The 17,980-nt window shown below is 68.7% G+C and carries 16 protein-coding genes and 2 pseudogenes; 9 read left to right on the top strand and 9 right to left on the bottom strand.

All coding sequences use genetic code 11. From position 1 onward, the window contains the following. The 3 genes and pseudogenes from BST13_RS37535 to ctaC all read right to left on the bottom strand — a co-directional run. Positions 1 to 488 (bottom strand): annotated as a pseudogene (locus BST13_RS37535) (hypothetical protein); the annotation flags it as partial. A gap of 177 nt (positions 489 to 665) precedes the next feature. Continuing rightward, positions 666 to 1,085, bottom strand: a complete 420-nt coding sequence (locus tag BST13_RS37530; protein ID WP_029373780.1) for a cytochrome c oxidase subunit 4 — start codon at positions 1,083 to 1,085, stop codon at positions 666 to 668. Positions 1,086 to 1,097: 12 nt separating this feature from the next. Beyond that, positions 1,098 to 2,123, bottom strand: a complete 1,026-nt coding sequence (gene ctaC, locus BST13_RS37525) for an aa3-type cytochrome oxidase subunit II (RefSeq protein WP_083171197.1) — start codon at positions 2,121 to 2,123, stop codon at positions 1,098 to 1,100. Between the two features lie 182 nt (positions 2,124 to 2,305). Between ctaC and asnB the strand changes: the two genes are divergently transcribed. Beyond that, positions 2,306 to 4,282 (top strand): asparagine synthase (glutamine-hydrolyzing), encoded by a 1,977-nt coding sequence (gene asnB / locus BST13_RS37520; RefSeq protein WP_083171195.1) that lies wholly within the window; start codon positions 2,306 to 2,308, stop codon positions 4,280 to 4,282. A 25-nt stretch (positions 4,283 to 4,307) separates the two neighbouring features. Here the strand turns inward: asnB and BST13_RS37515 are convergent, their stop codons facing one another. Beyond that, positions 4,308 to 5,291: a carbohydrate kinase family protein gene (locus BST13_RS37515; protein ID WP_083171193.1), complete on the bottom strand. Its 984-nt coding sequence runs from the start codon at positions 5,289 to 5,291 to the stop codon at positions 4,308 to 4,310. Positions 5,292 to 5,463: 172 nt separating this feature from the next. On the opposite strand from BST13_RS37515, the gene BST13_RS37510 reads away from it, so the two are divergent. Then, positions 5,464 to 6,075: an Rv0361 family membrane protein gene (locus BST13_RS37510; protein WP_083171191.1), complete on the top strand. Its 612-nt coding sequence runs from the start codon at positions 5,464 to 5,466 to the stop codon at positions 6,073 to 6,075. A 36-nt stretch (positions 6,076 to 6,111) separates the two neighbouring features. Here the strand turns inward: BST13_RS37510 and BST13_RS37505 are convergent, their stop codons facing one another. Then, a complete protein-coding gene (locus BST13_RS37505) occupies positions 6,112 to 6,468 on the bottom strand; it encodes a HesB/IscA family protein (RefSeq protein ID WP_083171189.1) in 357 nt (118 codons plus the stop codon). A gap of 142 nt (positions 6,469 to 6,610) precedes the next feature. Between BST13_RS37505 and BST13_RS37500 the strand changes: the two genes are divergently transcribed. From BST13_RS37500 to BST13_RS37485, 4 genes are read left to right on the top strand one after another with little or no spacing between them, the layout of a single operon-like run. Next, positions 6,611 to 7,294, top strand: coding sequence for a DUF3043 domain-containing protein (locus tag BST13_RS37500; RefSeq protein ID WP_083171187.1), 684 nt, complete (start codon positions 6,611 to 6,613; stop codon positions 7,292 to 7,294). Between the two features lie 26 nt (positions 7,295 to 7,320). Next, the gene (locus tag BST13_RS37495) at positions 7,321 to 7,860 is read left to right on the top strand and encodes a bifunctional adenosylcobinamide kinase/adenosylcobinamide-phosphate guanylyltransferase (RefSeq protein WP_083171185.1); all 540 of its coding nucleotides are present in this window, start codon (positions 7,321 to 7,323) and stop codon (positions 7,858 to 7,860) included. Positions 7,861 to 7,874: 14 nt separating this feature from the next. Beyond that, a complete protein-coding gene (gene cobT, locus BST13_RS37490) occupies positions 7,875 to 8,918 on the top strand; it encodes a nicotinate-nucleotide--dimethylbenzimidazole phosphoribosyltransferase (protein ID WP_095533876.1) in 1,044 nt (347 codons plus the stop codon). Beyond that, a complete protein-coding gene (locus BST13_RS37485) occupies positions 8,915 to 9,637 on the top strand; it encodes an adenosylcobinamide-GDP ribazoletransferase (RefSeq protein WP_083171181.1) in 723 nt (240 codons plus the stop codon). The genes cobT and BST13_RS37485 overlap by 4 nt, the downstream gene beginning before the upstream one ends. Here BST13_RS37485 and BST13_RS37480 read toward each other — a convergent pair. After that, positions 9,634 to 10,740: a branched-chain amino acid aminotransferase gene (locus BST13_RS37480; RefSeq protein WP_083171179.1), complete on the bottom strand. Its 1,107-nt coding sequence runs from the start codon at positions 10,738 to 10,740 to the stop codon at positions 9,634 to 9,636. The two genes, BST13_RS37485 and BST13_RS37480, sit on opposite strands and share 4 nt — an antisense overlap. A gap of 22 nt (positions 10,741 to 10,762) precedes the next feature. Next, on the bottom strand, positions 10,763 to 11,860 hold the full coding sequence (gene gcvT, locus BST13_RS37475; protein ID WP_083171177.1) for a glycine cleavage system aminomethyltransferase GcvT: 1,098 nt from the start codon (positions 11,858 to 11,860) through the stop codon (positions 10,763 to 10,765). A gap of 42 nt (positions 11,861 to 11,902) precedes the next feature. Between gcvT and BST13_RS37470 the strand changes: the two genes are divergently transcribed. Both BST13_RS37470 and BST13_RS37465 read left to right on the top strand, forming a co-directional pair. Beyond that, positions 11,903 to 12,985 (top strand): adenylate/guanylate cyclase domain-containing protein, encoded by a 1,083-nt coding sequence (locus BST13_RS37470; protein WP_083171175.1) that lies wholly within the window; start codon positions 11,903 to 11,905, stop codon positions 12,983 to 12,985. Positions 12,986 to 12,995: 10 nt separating this feature from the next. After that, positions 12,996 to 14,510, top strand: a complete 1,515-nt coding sequence (locus tag BST13_RS37465) for a leucyl aminopeptidase (RefSeq protein ID WP_083171199.1) — start codon at positions 12,996 to 12,998, stop codon at positions 14,508 to 14,510. On the opposite strand, the gene BST13_RS37460 is transcribed toward BST13_RS37465, so the two are convergent. Together BST13_RS37460 and BST13_RS37455 are read right to left on the bottom strand one after the other, a co-directional pair. After that, positions 14,507 to 16,243, bottom strand: a complete 1,737-nt coding sequence (locus tag BST13_RS37460) for an SDR family oxidoreductase (RefSeq protein ID WP_083171173.1) — start codon at positions 16,241 to 16,243, stop codon at positions 14,507 to 14,509. The two genes, BST13_RS37465 and BST13_RS37460, sit on opposite strands and share 4 nt — an antisense overlap. 81 nt (positions 16,244 to 16,324) lie before the next feature. Next, a pseudogene (locus BST13_RS37455) lies at positions 16,325 to 16,674 on the bottom strand (oxidoreductase). A 193-nt stretch (positions 16,675 to 16,867) separates the two neighbouring features. Here BST13_RS37455 and sucB point away from each other — a divergent pair. Continuing rightward, positions 16,868 to 17,980 (top strand): 2-oxoglutarate dehydrogenase, E2 component, dihydrolipoamide succinyltransferase (gene sucB, locus BST13_RS37450; RefSeq protein WP_142282946.1); only part of this gene is annotated, 1,113 nt, incomplete at its 3' end.

Below are 17,980 nucleotides of genomic sequence, written 5' to 3'. Positions count from 1 at the left end.
AAAAAAAAGGTCGGCGGGCGGGGGGGCGGCGGCGGAGGCGGCGGGGTCGTCGTGGTGATCTCGTCCTGCACGGGCGGTTTGGACACCGTGGTGCTGGTCGACGGTGTCGCCAGGTTCGACGTGTGGTCGTCGCGGGTCACCAGGACTGCGACGGAGGCCACGAGTGCGATGGCGGCGACGATCGCGGTGATACCGACAACCCACGGCCAGCGTGGCGGCGGGCGGTCGTCAGCCAGCTCGGAGGCCGGGTCGTAGTTGTCGTAGTCGTAGAGCGCGAGATCGGCGGGGACGTACGGCCCGCTGGTGAACTGCTCGGATTCCGGCGCGGAGTATGCCTGCGAATAGGCTTCGGTCACTGACTCGCCGGTCGCCGGCCCGGCGTCACCGGCAACCTCTGCCGGCTCCTCGGGGGCGGCATGCTTCCCGGGTTGCTCATCCGGCACATCCGAGCCGGCGGCAACCGGCTCGGTGGGATTCGGCCCGCTCATCTACGCATATCCTTCTCGACTGCTTCACCACGCCCGCCGATGGCCGTAACGGTTCCGGCTGACGGTGCCCCGGCAACATTACCCAACCGGGTGGCGGCAGTCAGAAAGGCAATGCCGATGACCGCAGAAGTTATCGCCCTCTTGTGACCTTGACCGGGTGTTACCGCCGCGGTGCGGTCAGTGCTTCTCCGGGCCCCAGTAGAACTCGAAGACCAGGCCGGCAGCCGTCGTCAGGACGAAGCAGACACCCGCGAAGATCAGCCACGGCAGCCACAGAGCGGCACCGACAGCCGCCGTCGAGAAGGACAGCGCGATCATGATGGGCCACCAGCTGTGCGGGGCGTAGAAGCCCAGTTCGCCTGCGCCGTCGCTGATCTCGGCATCCTCGTAGTCCTCGGGACGGGTGTCGAGACGACGGGCCACGAACCGGAAGAAGGTTCCGGTGATCAGGGTCAGACCGGTGGTCAGCACCAGAGCGGTGGTACCCGCCCACTCGACGCCGCCCGTGGCGAACATCGCGGTGAGCACTCCGTAGACGACGGCCGACAGCGCGAAGAAAGCGGTGAGGATCTCAAACAACCGAGCTTCAATATGCATGAGTCGTAATCCCTACTTGCTCGCCTGCGGAACCTGCTCGCCGCGCCGGCTTTCGAACGGGTGGGTGGTGGTTGCCAGCGGGGCCTGATGGATCGCCTGCAGCGCTTCGGCATTCGTCTTACCGGCGACGCGCGCATCCATGTAGGTCTTGAAGTCGTTGGGCTCCACCACGCGCACCTCGAAGTTCATCATCGAGTGGTAGGTGCCGCACATCTCGGTGCAGCGGCCCACGAACGCGCCCGTCTGCTCGATCTTGCTGACCTGGAAGACGTAGTCGGAGTGGTTGGCCTCCGGGTTGGGCATCACGTCGCGCTTGAACAGGAACTCCGGAACCCAGAAGCCGTGGATGACATCGGCGGAGTTGAGGATGAACTCGATGCGCTTGCCGACGGGCAGCACCAGCACCGGGATCTCGCTGGACGAGCCCAGCGTCTCGACCTTGTCGAAGTTCAGGTACGTGCGGTCCTCGGGGTTCAGGCCGCGCACCGCTCCGACCCGCTCCTCGCCGTGCTCGTCCTTGCCCTCGGGCTTGGACGTCATGGCGGCCTTGCGTGCCGGGTCGGCGCCGTCAAAGTTGAACGTGCCGTCGGCGTAGGCGATCTTCTGGTAGCCGAACTTCCAGTTCCACTGGAAGGCGGTCACGTCGATGACCACCTCGGGGTTGGGGTCCTTGTGCAGCATGCGCTCCTGCACCACCACGGTGAAGTAGAACAGCACCGAGATGATGAGGAACGGGATCACCGTCAGGACCAGCTCCAGCGGCATGTTGTAGCCGAACTGGCGCGGAAGTTCGTTGTCGCCCTTCTTCTTCCGGTGGAAGGCGCTGGACCAGAAGATCAGTGCCCACACGATGGCGCCAACGACGAACGATGCGATGACTGATCCGAGCCAGAGATCCCGGTTCAATTTGCCTTCCGGCGTGATGCCGTTCGGCCAGCCCAGGCCCAGCACGTCCTGCCAACTGCAACCGCTCAGCAGTAGCGCCGTGCCACCCAGGACCATTGACAACGCCACCACCCGGAGCCCGCGAGGTGTCACGTTGGCGCCTCCTAGAAGTCGGTAAAACTAGACCGCGATCGGTCATCAACTCAGCGAATACTACGCAGCGTAGACCACGCCTGTACGCCGGAGCGAAGCGACCGCCGAATGTGTCGTCGGGCTGGGGCGAATGTGTTCGGGTGCTGCTCTGCGAACCCTCCACGATTAGGCATACTGGCCCGGTGTGCGGACTGCTGGCGCTGGTAACTGACCCTTCACTGGCCAAGCCGGGTGAGGCCGCCCCTGAGGCCGGGTCCCGGCTGGTCGAGGCGGTCGCCGAGGCTGCCCACCTGATGCGGCATCGCGGTCCCGACGAACCGGGAACCTGGTCGGACGCCGGCGTGGGCGGCTCCGGACCTGCGGTGGTGCTCGGCTTCAACCGGCTGTCGATCATCGACATCGCCCACAGCCACCAGCCGCTGCGCTGGGGTCCCACGGAGTCGCCCGACCGGTACGTGCTGGTGTTCAACGGCGAGATCTACAACTATCTCGAACTTCGCGCCGAGCTCCAGGAGAAGCACGGTGCGGTATTTCACACCGACGGTGACGGCGAGGCCATCGTCGCGGCTTACCACTACTGGGGCACCGAGGCGCTGCACCGGCTGCGCGGCATGTTCGCCTTTGCGCTGTGGGACACCCAGGACCGGGAGATGTTCTGCGCGCGCGACCCGTTCGGTATCAAGCCGCTGTTCATGGCGACCGGCCCAGGCGGCACGGCTGTGGGCAGCGAGAAGAAGTGCCTGCTGGACCTGGCTCCGGTACTCGACCTGGACCTCGGCATCGACGAACGCGCCGTACAGCACTACACCGTGCTGCAGTACGTGCCCGAACCGGAGACCCTGAACCGCGGCATCCGGCGGCTCGAATCCGGCAGCTACGCGCGGATCCGGCCCGGCTCGCGGCCCGAGGTGACTCGCTATTTCGAGCCGAAGTTCTCCGCTGTGCCGGTCATCGCAGGCGAGGAGCAGGCCCGCTACGACGAGATCACCGCCGCACTGGAGGACTCTGTCGCCAAGCACATGCGGGCCGACGTGACGGTGGGCGCGTTCCTGTCGGGCGGCATCGACTCGACGGCCATCGCCGCGCTGGCGATGCGGCACAACCCGCGGCTGATCACGTTCACCACCGGCTTCGAGCGCGAAGGATTCTCGGAGGTCGACGTGGCCGTCGCGTCCGCGGAAGCCATCGGCGCCCGGCACATCACCAAGGTGGTCAGCCAGGCCGAATTCGTCGAGGCACTGCCGGAGATCGTCTGGTACCTCGACGAGCCGGTGGCCGACCCGGCCCTGGTGCCGCTCTTCTTCATCGCCCGGGAGGCCCGCAAGCACGTCAAGGTGGTGCTCTCCGGCGAGGGCGCCGACGAGTTGTTCGGTGGCTACACCATCTACCGCGAGCCGCTGTCGCTCAAGCCGTTCGACTATCTCCCCCGCCCGGTTCGCAAATCGCTGGGCAAGGCATCGAAACCGCTGCCGGAGGGCATGCGCGGCAAGAGCCTGCTGCACCGCGGCTCGCTGACGCTGGAAGAGCGCTACTACGGCAACGCCCGCAGCTTCTCCGACGACCAGCTGCGCGCTGTTCTGCCCGGTTTCCGTCCGGACTGGACCCACACCGACGTGACGAGCGCCATCTACGCCCAGTCCGACAGCTGGGACGCGGTGGCCCGCATGCAGCACATCGACCTGTTCACGTGGCTGCGCGGCGACATCCTGGTCAAGGCCGACAAGATGACCATGGCCAACTCGCTTGAGCTGCGGGTGCCGTTCCTGGACCCCGAGGTGTTCGCGGTGGCGTCGCGGCTACCCGTCGATCAGAAGATCACCCGGTCGACGACCAAGTACGCGCTGCGCCGGGCGCTGGAGCCGATCATCCCCGCGCACGTGCTGCACCGCCCCAAGCTGGGTTTCCCGGTGCCGATCCGGCACTGGCTGCGGGCCGGTGAGCTGCTGGACTGGGCGTACGCAACAGTCGCCGCGTCCCAGGCCGGTGAGCTGATCGACCTGTCGGCGGTACGCGCCATGCTCGACGAGCACCGCAGCGGGGTCAGCGATCACAGCCGCCGGTTGTGGACCGTGCTGATATTCATGCTGTGGCACGCGATCTTCGTCGAGCAGAGCGTGACGCCGCAGATCAAAGAGCCGCACTACCCGGTACAGCTGTAGGCGGCCCCGATCCGGGGGTGAGCCCTCAGCGCGCAGCGCCGAGGGCCGCACCGATCTCGGCACCGGCGTCGGCACCGTAGGCGTCGGACAACCGCTGCACGGCCTCGTCGCGGTCCCAGCCCCACTCCTGCGGTCCGGTGGCCTCAAGGACCAGCACGGCGACCAGCGAGGCCAGCTGAGCGGAGCGTTCCAGGCTCAGCCCGGCGCTGCGGCCGGTCAGGAAACCGGCTCGGAACGCGTCGCCGATGCCGGTCGGGTCGGCCTGATGCTTCTCGGGCACGACGTCGACGTGCACGAACGTGCCGTCTGAGCTGACCAGGTCCACGCCCTTGGCGCCGAGCGTCGTGACGCGCATGCCGATCTGGCCCATCACCTGGGCTTCACTCCAGCCGGACTTCTGCAGCAGCAGATCCCACTCGTAGTCGTTGGTGAACAGGTAGGCGGCGCCGTTGATCAGCTTGCGGATCTCCTCGCCGGAGAGCCGGGCCAGCTGCTGCGACGGGTCGGCGGCGAAGGCCAGGCCGAGCTTGCGGCACTCCTCGGTGTGCAAGAACATCGCGTCGGGATCGTTCGCGCCGACGATGACGAGCTCCGGCGTGCCGACGCGCGACACCAGGTCGGCCAGGGAGATGTTGCGGGCCTCCGACATGGCACCGGGGTAGAACGACGCGATCTGGGCCATGTCCTCGTCGGTGGTGCACACGAAGCGTGCGGTGTAGGCGCTCTCGGAGATCAGCACGCTGTCGCAGTCGACGTTGGCCGCTTCGAGCCACGCCCGGTAGTCACCGAAATCCTGGCCGGCCGCACCGACCAGGGCCACGTCACCGCCGAGCGTGCCGATGGCGAAGGCCATGTTGCCCGCAACTCCCCCGCGATGCACCACCAGATCATCGACCAGAAAGCTCAGCGACACCTTCTGCAGATGGTCGGCCAGCAGCTGTTCGGAGAATTTGCCGGGGAACCGCATCAGATGGTCGGTCGCAATGGAGCCGGTAACTGCGATGGTCACGAAGCGTCATCCTTAATTTCGTTAAGTCGTCTAGATAAGGCTACGCGCGCGCCCCCAGCACCGTCGTCGTACGCGGTCGGGCCCCGTGGGGTGCGCTAACCTGCCTGTAGCTGTACGCCAGATCACCGTCGAGCGGTGATCCACAAAACATACCTGCGGGGAGCGCCATTTAATGACTGGTCCCTACCAGTACCCCGAATCTGTTCCGCCAGAGCCATATCCGGAGGATGCGTCGTCGGTCTACCCGGGAACGCTCCCGCCGCCGGTGCAGTACCCGAGACGGCGACGCTGGCCACGGATTCTCGCCGTGTTCGTCATGCTGGCGGTGTTCGCCGCGGTCATCGCCGTGGTGGTCGTGACCCGCAAGCCCGCACAACAGCCGGGCGTGGTGTCCGACGAACAGGCCAAGGCGGCGATCCAGCAGTATCTGAATGCGCTGACCGACGGTGATGACGAGACCATCGCCCGGCACACGCTGTGCGGTCTCTACGACGCGGTCAAGGATCGCAAGGCCGATCTCGCGGTGGCGACGCTGGCCAGCGATGCATTCCGCAAGCAGTTCGGCCGCGCCGAGGTGACCGGCATCGACAAGATCGTGCCGTGGTCGGGCACGCAGGCCCAGGTGCTCTTCACCATGAACGTCACACCGGCGCGTGGCCAGCAGGCAGCCCGGGAGGACGCACAGGGTGTGGCGCAGCTACTGGTGGCCAAGGACGCCAAAGACGGCGGGCACGACGAGGTGCTCGTGTGTTCTTACGTATTGCGCACCGGTGGCCAGTACTGACAAGCAGTACTGGCCCGGGGCGGCGTCAGAACGAGATCAGTTGAACGAATCGCCGCAGGCGCAGGAGCCGGTGGCGTTCGGGTTGTCGATCGTGAAGCCCTGCTTCTCGATGGTGTCGACGAAGTCGATGGTGGCGCCCTGAACGTACGGCGCGCTCATCCGGTCGACGGTCAGCTTGACGCCGCCGAACTCGGAGGTCAGGTCACCGTCGAGGTTGCGGTCGTCGAAGAACAGGTTGTAACGCAGGCCCGCGCAGCCGCCCGGCTGGACGGCGATCCGCAGCGCCAGGTCGTCGCGACCCTCCTGGTCCAGCAGCGCCTTCGCCTTGGCGGCCGCAGCGTCGGACAGGATCACGCCGTGGGTCTGAACGGCCGATTCGTCCTGAACAGTCATTGCTCTCCCTAAGCATCCGTGGGCATCGCCTGATGCCGAAGTCTATGAGTCAACGGTACCTCCTCATGGCGCTATTCCCGACTCCTCACCGCGTGCGGGGCATGTGGCCGGGCGCCGTCGGGCGGGCAGTAACCTGACTTGCGTGAATCTGCTGGGCCGTAAGAAGCGCGAAGACGGCGAGAACGACGAGGCCAAGGGCAGCGCCGCCGAGGGCGGCGCCCAGGCGTCCGACACCACGATCGGTGGCGGCACGGCGCCCAAGGGCCGGCCTACACCCAAGCGCAGTGAGGCCGCCAAGAAGCGGGGGCCGGTGGCGCCGGCTCCGCTGACCGCCGCGGAGGCACGTCGCCGGCGCAAGGAGCTGCGCGGCCCGAAGCTCACCGGTGAGGAGCGCAAGGCCGAAAAGCTGACCCGGCGCGCCGAGATGGCCGAGCGCCGGGAAAAGATGATGGCCGGCGACGACGCCTACCTGCTGCCCCGCGACAAGGGCCCGGTGCGGCGGTACGTCCGCAACATCGTGGACGCGCGGCGCAATCTGCTGGGCCTGTTCATGCCCGCCGCCCTGGTGATGATCGTGTTCATGATGGCGCTGCCGAGCCTGCAGTTCCAGCAGATCATGTCCTACACGATGCTGGGCCTCGTGGTGATCATGGTCATCGACGGTGTCCTGGTGGGCCGCAAGGTCAATCGGATGGTCGACGAGAAGTTCCCGGGCAACACCGAAAGCGGGTGGAAGCTCGGCTTCTACGCCGCCAGCCGGGCCTCCCAGATTCGTCGGATGCGAGCACCGCGGCCTGCGGTCAATCGCGGCGACAAGGTTGCTTGATGTCCGTCCAACCGGCCTGACGTCGGGTGCGCACCCTGGTGCTCGGCGGGATCCGGTCGGGCAAATCGCAGTGGGCCGAGGCGGCGGTCGAGGCTGCTGCCGACGGCCCGGTGCGTTATCTGGCCACGGGCCCCGCTGCTGACACCGATCCGGCCTGGTCCGAGCGTGTCGCCGCACACCGTACGCGCCGCCCGGCGCACTGGCGCACCGTCGAGTGCCGAGCCGGTTCTGACGACCTGGTCCGGCAGCTGGGCGCCGATACTGCGATCGCGACACTGCTCGACGACGTCGGTGGCTGGCTGACTGCGACCATGGACCGCCGCGGCGCGTGGTCGGGTGCCCCCGTGGATTCTGATGTCGACGAGCTGGTGGATGCGGTCGCCGCATTCACCGCTCCCCTCGTCCTGGTCAGCCCCGAGGTCGGGCTGACCGTGGTGCCCGCCACCGAGGCCGGCCGCCGGTTCGCCGACGCGCTCGGCACGGTCAATCAGCGCCTGGCGGCGGTGTGCGACCGGGTGGTACTCGTCGTGGCCGGGCAGCCGGTCACAGTGAAGGAGCCGTCGTGACCGAACCCGATCCGATGTTCGCCGGCCTCACCGCGCCGGACGCAGCGGTGGCCGCGGATGCGCGGGCCCGGCAGAACCGCCTGACCAAACCGCCCGGATCGCTGGGCCGGTTGGAGGACCTGTCGGTGTGGGTCGCATCGTGCCAAGGGGTGTGCCCGCCGCGGCAGTTCGCGCGGCCGCGGGTGGTGGTGTTCGCCGGCGATCACGGTGTGACGGCCGCGGGCGTTTCGGCGTTCCCGGCGGCGGTGACCGGCCAGATGATCGCGAACTTCGACGCCGGCGGCGCCGCCATCAACGTGCTGGCCGAGGTGGCGGGCGCGACGGTGCGGGTGGCCGACGTCGCCGTCGACTGCGACGAGCCGCTCTCCCCCGCGATCGGCGCCCACAAGGTCCGCCGCGGGTCGGGCAACATCGCGGTCGAGGACGCGCTCACGGCCGCCGAGGCCGCCGCAGCAGTTGCGGCCGGTGCGCGCATCGCCGACGAGGAGGTCGATTCCGGCGCCGATCTGCTGATCGCCGGCGACATGGGAATCGGAAACACCACCCCCGCAACGACTTTGATCGCGGCGGTGACGGGCACCGAGCCGGTCGCGGCGGTCGGCCGGGGCACCGGCATCGACGACGAAGGCTGGATGCGCAAGACCGCTGCCGTTCGCGACGCGCTCTACCGTGCCCGCAACGTGACCGGGGATCCACTCGGACTGTTGCGGGTGTGCGGTGGCGCCGACCTGGCGGCCATGGCCGGTTTCTGTGCTCAGGCAGCGGTGCGGCGCACGCCGGTGCTGCTCGACGGCGTGGTGGTGACGGCCGCGGCGCTGCTGGCCGACCGGCTCGCGCCGGGTGCCCGGGCCTGGTGGCAGGCCGGCCATCGATCCACCGAACCGGCGCACGCCCTCGCTCTGGCGCATCTCGGGCTCGAGCCGATCGTCGATCTGCGCATGCGCCTCGGCGAGGGCACCGGAGCGGCCGTGGCGTTGCCGGTGGTGCGGGCCGCGGTGGCCGCACTGGCGTCGATGGCGACGTTCGACGAAGCGGGCATATCCGAAGAATCGTCGTGATCGCTTCTGTCGCTTCGGCTTTCGCGTTCGGTACAGTTCTGCCGGTGCGTTCGGCGGCCGGGGTGGGGCGCGGCGCCCTGACCGCGCTGCCATTGGTGGGCCTGGCGTTGGGCGGGCTGGCCGCAGCGGTGACGTGGGCCGGTACGCAGGCGTTCGGCTCCGCGCCTCTCGCAGGGGTGCTCGCGGTCGCGGCGCTCATACTAGCCACGCGCGGGTTGCATATCGACGGGCTGGCCGACACCACCGATGGGCTGGGCTGTTACGGCCCGCCGGAACGCGCGCTGGCGGTGATGCGCGACGGCACCGCGGGCCCGTTCGGTGTGGCGGCGGTGGTGCTCATGATCGCCGTACAAGCCCTCACGTTCGCACAGCTGAGCGCGGCAGCGGTGGTGATCGCGGTGGCCACGGGCCGGGTGGCCGCGGTGATGGCCTGCCGACGTGGCGTTCCCGCGGCGCCCGGCAGCTCCCTGGGTGCGGCGGTGGCAGGCAGCCAACCGGTCGCCGTGGTCGGCGCATGGGCGCTGGCGCTGGCCGTATCGGCGGTCTGGGCCGGCTCGCGCCCGTGGCAGGGACCGGTGACCGTGCTCGTCGCCCTCGGCGTGTGCGCACTGCTGATCGCCCACTGCGTACGCCGGTTCGGCGGAATCACGGGCGACGTGCTGGGCGCCGCCGTCGAGATGACGACGACGCTCGTCGCCCTCGGCCTCGCGGTGCGCTAGTTCAGTCGCGTCATCCAGCCGTGCGTGTCGGCGAAGGTGCCGCGCTGGATGCCCGTCAGGGTGTCCCGCAGGGCCATGGTGATCTCGCCCGGCTGTCCATCGGCGATGGTGAATTCGCCCTCACGATGCTTGACGTGCGACACCGGCGTGATCACCGCGGCGGTACCGCACGCGAACACCTCGGTGATCTCGCCCGCAGCGGCCTTCTTCTGCCATTCTTCGACGTCGATCTTGCGTTCTTCGACGGCGAATCCGGCATCGGTTGCCAACTGCAGCAACGATTCCCGCGTGATACCTGGGAGCAGCGAGCCGGAGAGCTCGGGGGTGACCAGACGCGCCGAACCACCGCTGCCGAACACGAAGAACAGGTTCATCCCGCCCATCTCTTCGACGTAGCGCCGTTCGATGGCGTCCAGCCACACCACCTGGTCGCAACCGTTGTCGGCGGCTTGGGCCTGCGCAAGCAGCGAGGCTGCGTAGTTGCCGCCGAACTTGGCCGCACCGGTGCCGCCGGGAGAAGCCCGCACATATTCGTGCGACAGCCACACGCTGACCGGCTTGATGCCGCCCTTGAAGTACGCGCCGGCCGGCGAGCCGATGGCCAGGTAGCGGTACTCGTTGGCGGGCCGCACACCCAGGCCGGGCTCGGTGGCGATGATGAACGGCCGCAGGTACAGCGACTCTTCGCCGCCCGCGGCGGGCACCCAGGCCTCATCGACTGCGATGAGCTGCCGCAAGGACTCCATGAACAGCTCTTCGGGCAGCTCCGGGATGGCCAGCCTGCGGGCCGAGGCCTGCAGCCGAGCCGCATTGGCCTCGGGCCGGAACGACACGATGGACCCGTCGGCCCAGCGGTAGGCCTTCAGACCTTCGAAGATCTCCTGCGCATAGTGCAGCACGACGGCCGACGGATCCAGCTCGATGGGGCCGTACGGGACCACCCGCGCGTTGTGCCAGCCGTCGGCCACCGCGTAGTCGATGGACACCATGTGATCGGTGTGGAACTTGCCGAACCCCGGATTGGCCAGAATGGATTCGCGTACCGCATCGGTCGCTGGGTCCGCGTTGACCGAAACCGTGAACTCTGCAAGACCGCTTGTCATAAAGCGATTGTATCGCCGGTGGCTAGCGAGTATTCGCCGCCACGAACGGTGGCTTCACGACCTCGCATTCGACCGCCCGGCCGCGCACGTCCACGGCGACGTGCTGACCGTCCGCGATGTCGTGGGCAGTATCGAGCAGGGCAAGCGCGATGCCTGCTTTCAGCGTGGGCGAGAACGTTCCCGACGTGGTGACGCCGACCGGGGTGTCGCCGTCGAGCACGGTCATGTCAGCCCGCAGCACACCGCGTCCCAGCGCTTTGAGCCCGCGCAGCAGCCGACGCGGACCGGCCTGCTTTTCGGCCAGCAGCGCCTCGCGTCCCCAGAACGCGTCCTTCTTCCAGCCGATCGCCCAGCCGCAGCGGGCCTGCAGCGGGGAGATCTCCGGTGACAGCTCGTGGCCGTGCAGCGGGTAACCCATCTCGGTGCGCAGTGTGTCGCGGGCACCGAGGCCGGCGGGTTCACCACCGGCGGCTTGCACTGCGGCGGCCAGCGCGTCGAACACCGTGCCCGCACCGTCCCACGGCGGCAGCAGTTCGTAGCCGTGTTCGCCGGTGTAGCCGGTGCGGCAGACCCTGGTTCGGACGCCGTCGATGTCGGCGTCGGCGAAGGCCATGTAGTCCATGTCGGTCGGCAGCCCCAGCCCGCTGAGCACCTCGGCGGATTTCGGCCCTTGTACCGCCAGCACCGCATACGAGCGGTGGTGGTCGGTGATGGTCAGCCCATCCGGGGCATGCCGCTGCAGTCCGGCCACCACCGCGGCGGTGTTGGCCGCGTTGGGCACCAGGAAGATCTCGTCGTCGGAGACGTAGTAGGCGATCAGATCGTCGATGACACCGCCAGACTCGTTGCAGCACAACGTGTATTGCGCTTTGCCCGGGCCGATCCGGTTCAGGTCGTTGGTCAGGGCGGTGTTGACGTAGGCGGCCGCCCCCGGCCCGCTGACAAGCGCCTTGCCAAGATGGCTGACGTCGAACAGGCCGACGGTGGTGCGGGTCGCGGTGTGTTCGGCGACGGTCCCGGCGTACGACACGGGCATCGACCAGCCGCCGAACTCGGCGAAACTGGCGCCGAGGGCGCGGTGGCGGTCTTCCAGCGGGCCGTGCAACAGGTCGTCAGTCACGAGCTCACCCTAATCCGGCACGTGAACTGCCACACTTGACTGGTGGTCGATTTCGATGCGCTGCAGGCCGCCGGCGTGGCCGACGCGCGCGACCGCGCGCCGCTCATCGAGTACCTCGACCGCCTGGGGTTCACCGCCGAGGAAATGGTCGAGGCCGAACGCCGCGGCCGCCTGTTCGGCCTCGCCGGTGACGTCCTGCAATGGTCGGGACCACCGAAATACAGCCTGGCCGACGCCGCCGCCTCGCTGGGCCTGCCGGTGGCCGACGTCGAACATGCATGGGCGGCACTGGGGCTGACGGCCGCGGGCGCCGAGGTGCCCACACTCAGCCAGGCTGACCTGGACGGCCTTCGGACGTGGGCCGAGATGCGGGCCTTGTTGGGTGAGGTACCCGCGACCGGGCTGCTTCGGGTCATCGGCTCGAGCCTGGCCAGGATCTCCGAGGCCGAGTCGTCCATGATCCGGGCCAGCAGCCCGGACATGCAGATCGACATCTCGCACAATGAGCTGATCACCGCCCAGGCCTACCGGGCCGCAGCCGGGTTCATCCCGCGGATCGGCGCGATGATGGACGCGGTGCATCGTCACCACTTGATGAGCGCCCGTACCTATTTCGAACACGTGATCCGCGACGGGTCGTCAAGTGTGGTGTGCGGCATCGGGTTTGCCGATCTCTCCGACTTCACGTCACTGACGCAGAAGCTGACCACCGACGAGCTCACCGCACTGCTCAACGAGTTCAGCGGCGCCGGTGCCGATGTGGTCCATGCCGCGGGCGGCAGGGTGGTCAAATTCATCGGCGACGCCATCATGTGGGTGGCTTCCGACCCGGAGCAGGTGGTGCAGGTCGCCGTGGATCTGGTCGGGCATGAGCGGGCACGGGAGGCGAACCTGCAGGTGCGGGCCGGTCTGGATTTCGGTCAGGTGCTGGCGATCAACGGGGATTACTTCGGCAACCCGGTGAACCTGGCGGCCCGGCTGGTGGCGTCGGCCGATCCAGGTCAGATCCTGGTCTCGACGCGGCTGCATGATGCGCTGCCCGATCGGCGATTCGGGCCGCCGCAGTCGCTGACCTTGAAGGGTTTCGCGACGCCGGTGACGGCCTACCCGCTGGCCCGCATCTAGGGTGAACCGGGTGAGCAGCGCACCCGGCTACCAGGCCCCCACCGTCACCGTCAGCTCGGCCGTGCCCCGCAGGGGCGTCGCCGACGCCGTCCTGATCGTTCCCGTCGTCACCGGAGATCCCGGCCCGAAAGTGCTGGGTGGCGAACCTTATCTGGACGACGACACCGTCGCCGCCATCGAATCGGGTCTGCAGGCGCTGGGCGCCTCGGGCGCCGAAGGTCAGTCGCACCGGCTCGTCGTGGCCGGCCTGCCCGTCGCCAGCGTGCTCGCGGTGGGCCTGGGCAAACCGCGCGACGAATGGCCTGCCGACGTGATCCGCCGCGCCGCAGGCAGCGCCGCCCGGTCCCTGGACAAGGTCGACTCGGTGGTGACCACCCTCGGTGTCATCGATCTGGAGTCCACGGTCGAGGGCCTGATCCTGGGCGCCTACCGGTTCAGCGAGTTCCGCAGCGCCAAGACCGCCCCCAAGGATCCGGGCCTGAGGAAGATCGTCGTGCTGGCCGCCGACGCCAAGGCCGCCACCAAGAAGGCCGCGGAGCGTGCCGTCGACATCGCGGCGGCCGTGGCCACCGCGAGAGATTTCGTCAACACCCCGCCGAGCCACCTCTTCCCGGCCGAATTCGCCAAGCGCGCAAAGGAATTGGGCGAGACATACAGCCTTGAGGTCGAGGTGCTCGACGACAAGGCACTCACGAAGGCCGGCTACGGCGGCATCATCGGGGTCGGCAAGGGGTCCTCCCGCCCGCCGCGGCTGGTGCGGTTGGCGCACCGCGGTGGTGGCCGGAAATCGAAGACCGTTGCGCTGGTCGGCAAGGGCATCACGTTCGACACCGGCGGCATCTCGATCAAGCCGGCCGCGAACATGCATCACATGACCTCCGACATGGGCGGGGCTGCAGCCGTCATCGCGACCGTGGTGCTGGCGGCCCGGCAGAAGCTGCCCATCGACGTGATCGCCACCGTCCCCATGGCCGAGAACATGCCGTCGGCCACCGCGCAGCGTCCTGGTGACGTCCTCACCCAGTACGGCGGCATCACCGTCGAGGTGCTCAACACCGATGCCGAGGGCCGGCTGATCCTCGCCGACGCCATCGTGCGGGCCTGCGAGGACAATCCGGACTATCTCATCGAGACGTCCACCTTGACCGGCGCGCAGACCATCGCGCTGGGGGCCCGCACCCCGGGTGTGATGGGCAGCGACGAATTCCGTGACCGGGTGGCGACGCTGTCGCAGGCCGTCGGCGAGAACGGTTGGGCCATGCCGCTACCCGAGGAGCTCAAGGACGACCTCAAGTCGACGGTCGCCGACCTGGCCAACGTCAGCGGGTCGCGCTTCGCCGGAATGCTGGTCGCCGGAACGTATCTGCGTGAGTTCGTCGCCGACGGCGTCCAGTGGGCGCACATCGACGTCGCCGCCCCGGCGTACAACACCGGCAGCCCGTGGGGTTACACCCCCAAGGGCGGCACCGGCGTTCCGACTCGGACCATGTTCGCGGCGCTGGAGGATATCGCCGAGAACGGCTAGCGCGAACCCGCCCGGGCGGCCCGGCGCAAGACCGACGGCACCAGCCGCGAAATCCCGTACGCCGCATAGGCTTCCGGGGTGACGGGGCGCACCGCCTTGTTCTTGCGCACCGCCGAGACGATGGCCTTGGCGACCTTTTCGGGCCCGTAACGGCGTGCGACGAAGACCTTCTTGGTCTTGGCGCGCATCTCCTCGACCTGCCCCTGCTGGTCGGCGGGCAGGTCGAAGCGCGTGGTGTCGATGATGTTGGTGTCGACCATGCCCGGGCAGATCGTGGTCAAACCGATGCCCGCCGAGCTCAATTCGGCCCGCAGGCAGTCGGAGAACATGAACACGGCGGCCTTACTGGTGGAGTAGGCGTTGGCCGCCTGCGACGGCGAATACGCCGCCATCGAGGCCACGTTGACGATGTGGCCGCCGGTGCCACGCGCAACGAGCCTACGGGCGAACGACCGGCAGCAGTTGACGACGCCACCGAAGTTCACGTCAAGCACCTTGTCGAACTGCTCGGCCGGGGTATCGAGGAACTTGCCGCCGTGCCCGATACCGGCGTTGTTGACCACGATGTCGGGCACGCCGTGCTCGGTGCACACCTGCTCGACGAAGCGCTCGACAGCGTCGGCGTCGGCGACGTCGAGTGCGTACGCATGGGCGACGCCTCCGCGCTCGGCGATCTGGGCGGCGGTCTTCTTGGCGGCGGCCTCGTCGATGTCACTGACCACCACCTCGGCCCCCTCAGCAGCGAACGCCAGTGCCGTCGCCTGACCGATGCCGCTGCCCGCACCGGTCACCGAAACCAGTGTGTCGCCGAAGGTGTCACGCGGTCGACCGACCTGCGCACGCCGCAGGGCGCGGGCCGCGGGCGCCCCCTGCAGGTGCTCGACGAGTTCGCCGACGGCAGCCGCGATGGCCTGCGGATGCGAGAACGGCGCCCAGTGCCCGGCTTTGAGGTCGCGGCGCCACAGCCGCGGCACCCACTTGGCCTCGTCGTCGTAGCCGTGCCCGCGCACCACGGGGTCGTCGTCGTTGCAGATCAGCTGCACCGGAACCGCCACGTAGTGGTCTCGTCGGAGCCGGCTGAACGAGCGAATCGCGTTGGCGCGGTAGATCTTCAGCGAGTTGGCCGCGTCGATGTCGAGGTTCTCCGACTGGAACTTGGGCCCCGGTGTGTCGATCGCCTGCAGTCGGCGCGCCGCCCCGCGCCGCATCAGCGCCGGCGCGATCACCGGCACCGAGAACGGGATCCAGTAGCTGAACCGCGACGCCAGGTTCACCGCCCTGGCGAACTGGACGGGCCGGTACGGACGCGCCAGCCGGCTGCGCACGAACGATCCGTAGTGGTCGGTGCTGGGTCCCGACACCGAGGTGAACGAGGCCACCCGCTCGGCCGATCCGGGCCGGCTCAGGTACTCCCACACGCCGACCGAACCCCAGTCGTGGGCGAGCACGTGGGCAGGCACGCCGGGGCTGAGCGCGTCGAGCACGGCCGAGAGGTCGTCGGCGAAACGTTCCATGGTGAATGCGGAGACGCGTTTGGGGACATCGGAGGCGCCGGCCCCACGGTTGTCGTACCGCACGATCCGGTACCGGTCCCTCAGCTCGGCGACCACGCCGTCCCACAACACGTGGGAATCGGGCCAACCGTGGGCCATCACCAGCGTCGGCCGGTCGGGGTCGCCCTGTTCGTAGACCGCGATGCGGGTCCCGTCGGCACTGTCGACGTAGCGCTGCATAGTCCACCCTCCGCGAGGTTGTCTGTGACCACTATCCGTTACGGACAGTATCCAATACCGACGGTATCGACTAGCCCGGCCCTAGGTTCCGTCCAGTTCCCGGCGCATGGCGCGTTGCCGTTCGATGCGACGACGCGCGTCGTAATCGCGCATTCGCTGGGGATAGCCGACCTTCTGCACGTCGTACACCGGGATCTGCAGCCGATCGCGCAGTCGGCGGGCACCGGCATCGCCGCCCGCGCGCGTCTGGTCCACTCGCCGTCCGCCGCGACGAGCACGACGGTGACGTCGGTGACGGTGGTCCGTGGTTCGACGTAGGCCTCGACTCCGACGTGGTCGCTGACCCACTGGCGCAGGTACCCCAGATCGCCGGCCGCATCGCCACCGCCGCGCGCCGAAGCACGCGCGCGGACCTTGTCGAACAACCCCAACGGAACGATCTCCTCTACCTGTATTACCCAGTTCGATAGTGCCAGAGCCGCAGCCAACCCTGAGTGCGTGCGAATTGCTGCGCAGTGACAGGATGGTCCGGACAATCCACCTAGGTGCCGCACCCAGTGCACCTAGCTGTGGTAAGCCAGAGTTCGAGTCGTCACGAGTGACCGTCCGAGGGAGTCAATACACATGGCCATCTCCGTCCAGATGCCCGCGCTAGGTGAGAGTGTCACTGAGGGGACCGTCACTCGCTGGCTTAAACAGGAGGGCGACACGGTCGAACTCGACGAGCCGCTGCTGGAGGTCTCGACCGACAAGGTCGACACCGAAATCCCGGCCCCGGCCGCGGGTGTGTTGACCAAGATCGTGGCCCAGGAGGACGACACCGTCGAAATCGGCGGCGAACTGGCCGTCATCGGCGAGGCCGGCGAAGCCGCGTCCGAAGCCCCGGCCCCCCAGGCCGAACCCGAGCCGGAGCCCGAACCTGAACCGGCCGCCCAGGCCCCCGAACCCGAGCCCGCCGCGCAGGCCCCGGCCGCCGAGGCCCCGGCGGCACCGGCGTCGTCGGGAGCGGCGACCTCGGTGGTGATGCCAGAGCTCGGTGAATCAGTCACCGAAGGCACCGTGACCCGCTGGCTGAAAAAGGTCGGCGACAGCGTCGGCGTGGACGAACCCCTCGTCGAGGTGTCCACCGACAAGGTCGACACCGAAATCCCCTCCCCGGTCGCCGGCACCCTGCTGTCCATCAGCGCCGAGGAAGACGACGTCGTCGCCGTGGGCGGCGAACTGGCCAAGATCGGTGATGCAGCCGCTGCGCCCGCCCCGGCACCTGCCGCCCCAGCCCCTAAGCCGGAACCGAAACCCGAACCCAAGCCCGAACCGAAACCGGAGCCCAAGGCCGCCCCGGCTCCCGAACCCACGCCGGAGCCCAAGCCACAACCGGCCCCCGAGCCCAAGCCCGCAGCCCCGGCAGCAACGGCCCCGGCTGCGCCGGCGGGGTCTGCCGATGGTTCGCCCTATGTGACACCGCTGGTACGAAAGTTGGCCGCGGAGAACAACATCGACCTCAGCGCAGTCAAGGGCACCGGCGTCGGCGGCCGCATCCGCAAACAAGACGTCCTCGCCGCCGCCGAAGCCAAGAAGGCCCCCCCCGCCCCCCCCCCCCCGCCCCCCGGCGCCGCCCCCCCCCCCGCCCCCCCCCCCCCGGCGCCCCGGGCGGGGGGGCCGGGCGCCCCCGCCCCCCCCCCCCGCCCGCCCCGCCCCCCCCCCCCGGGCGGGCCCGCCCGGCCCCGGGGTCACCGC

The organism is Mycobacterium aquaticum, assembly GCF_002086485.1.
GTDB classification, from domain to species: domain Bacteria; phylum Actinomycetota; class Actinomycetes; order Mycobacteriales; family Mycobacteriaceae; genus Mycobacterium; species Mycobacterium aquaticum.
Note: the sequence above shows the minus strand (reverse complement) of the source record. Positions and strands in the feature narration are given on the sequence as shown.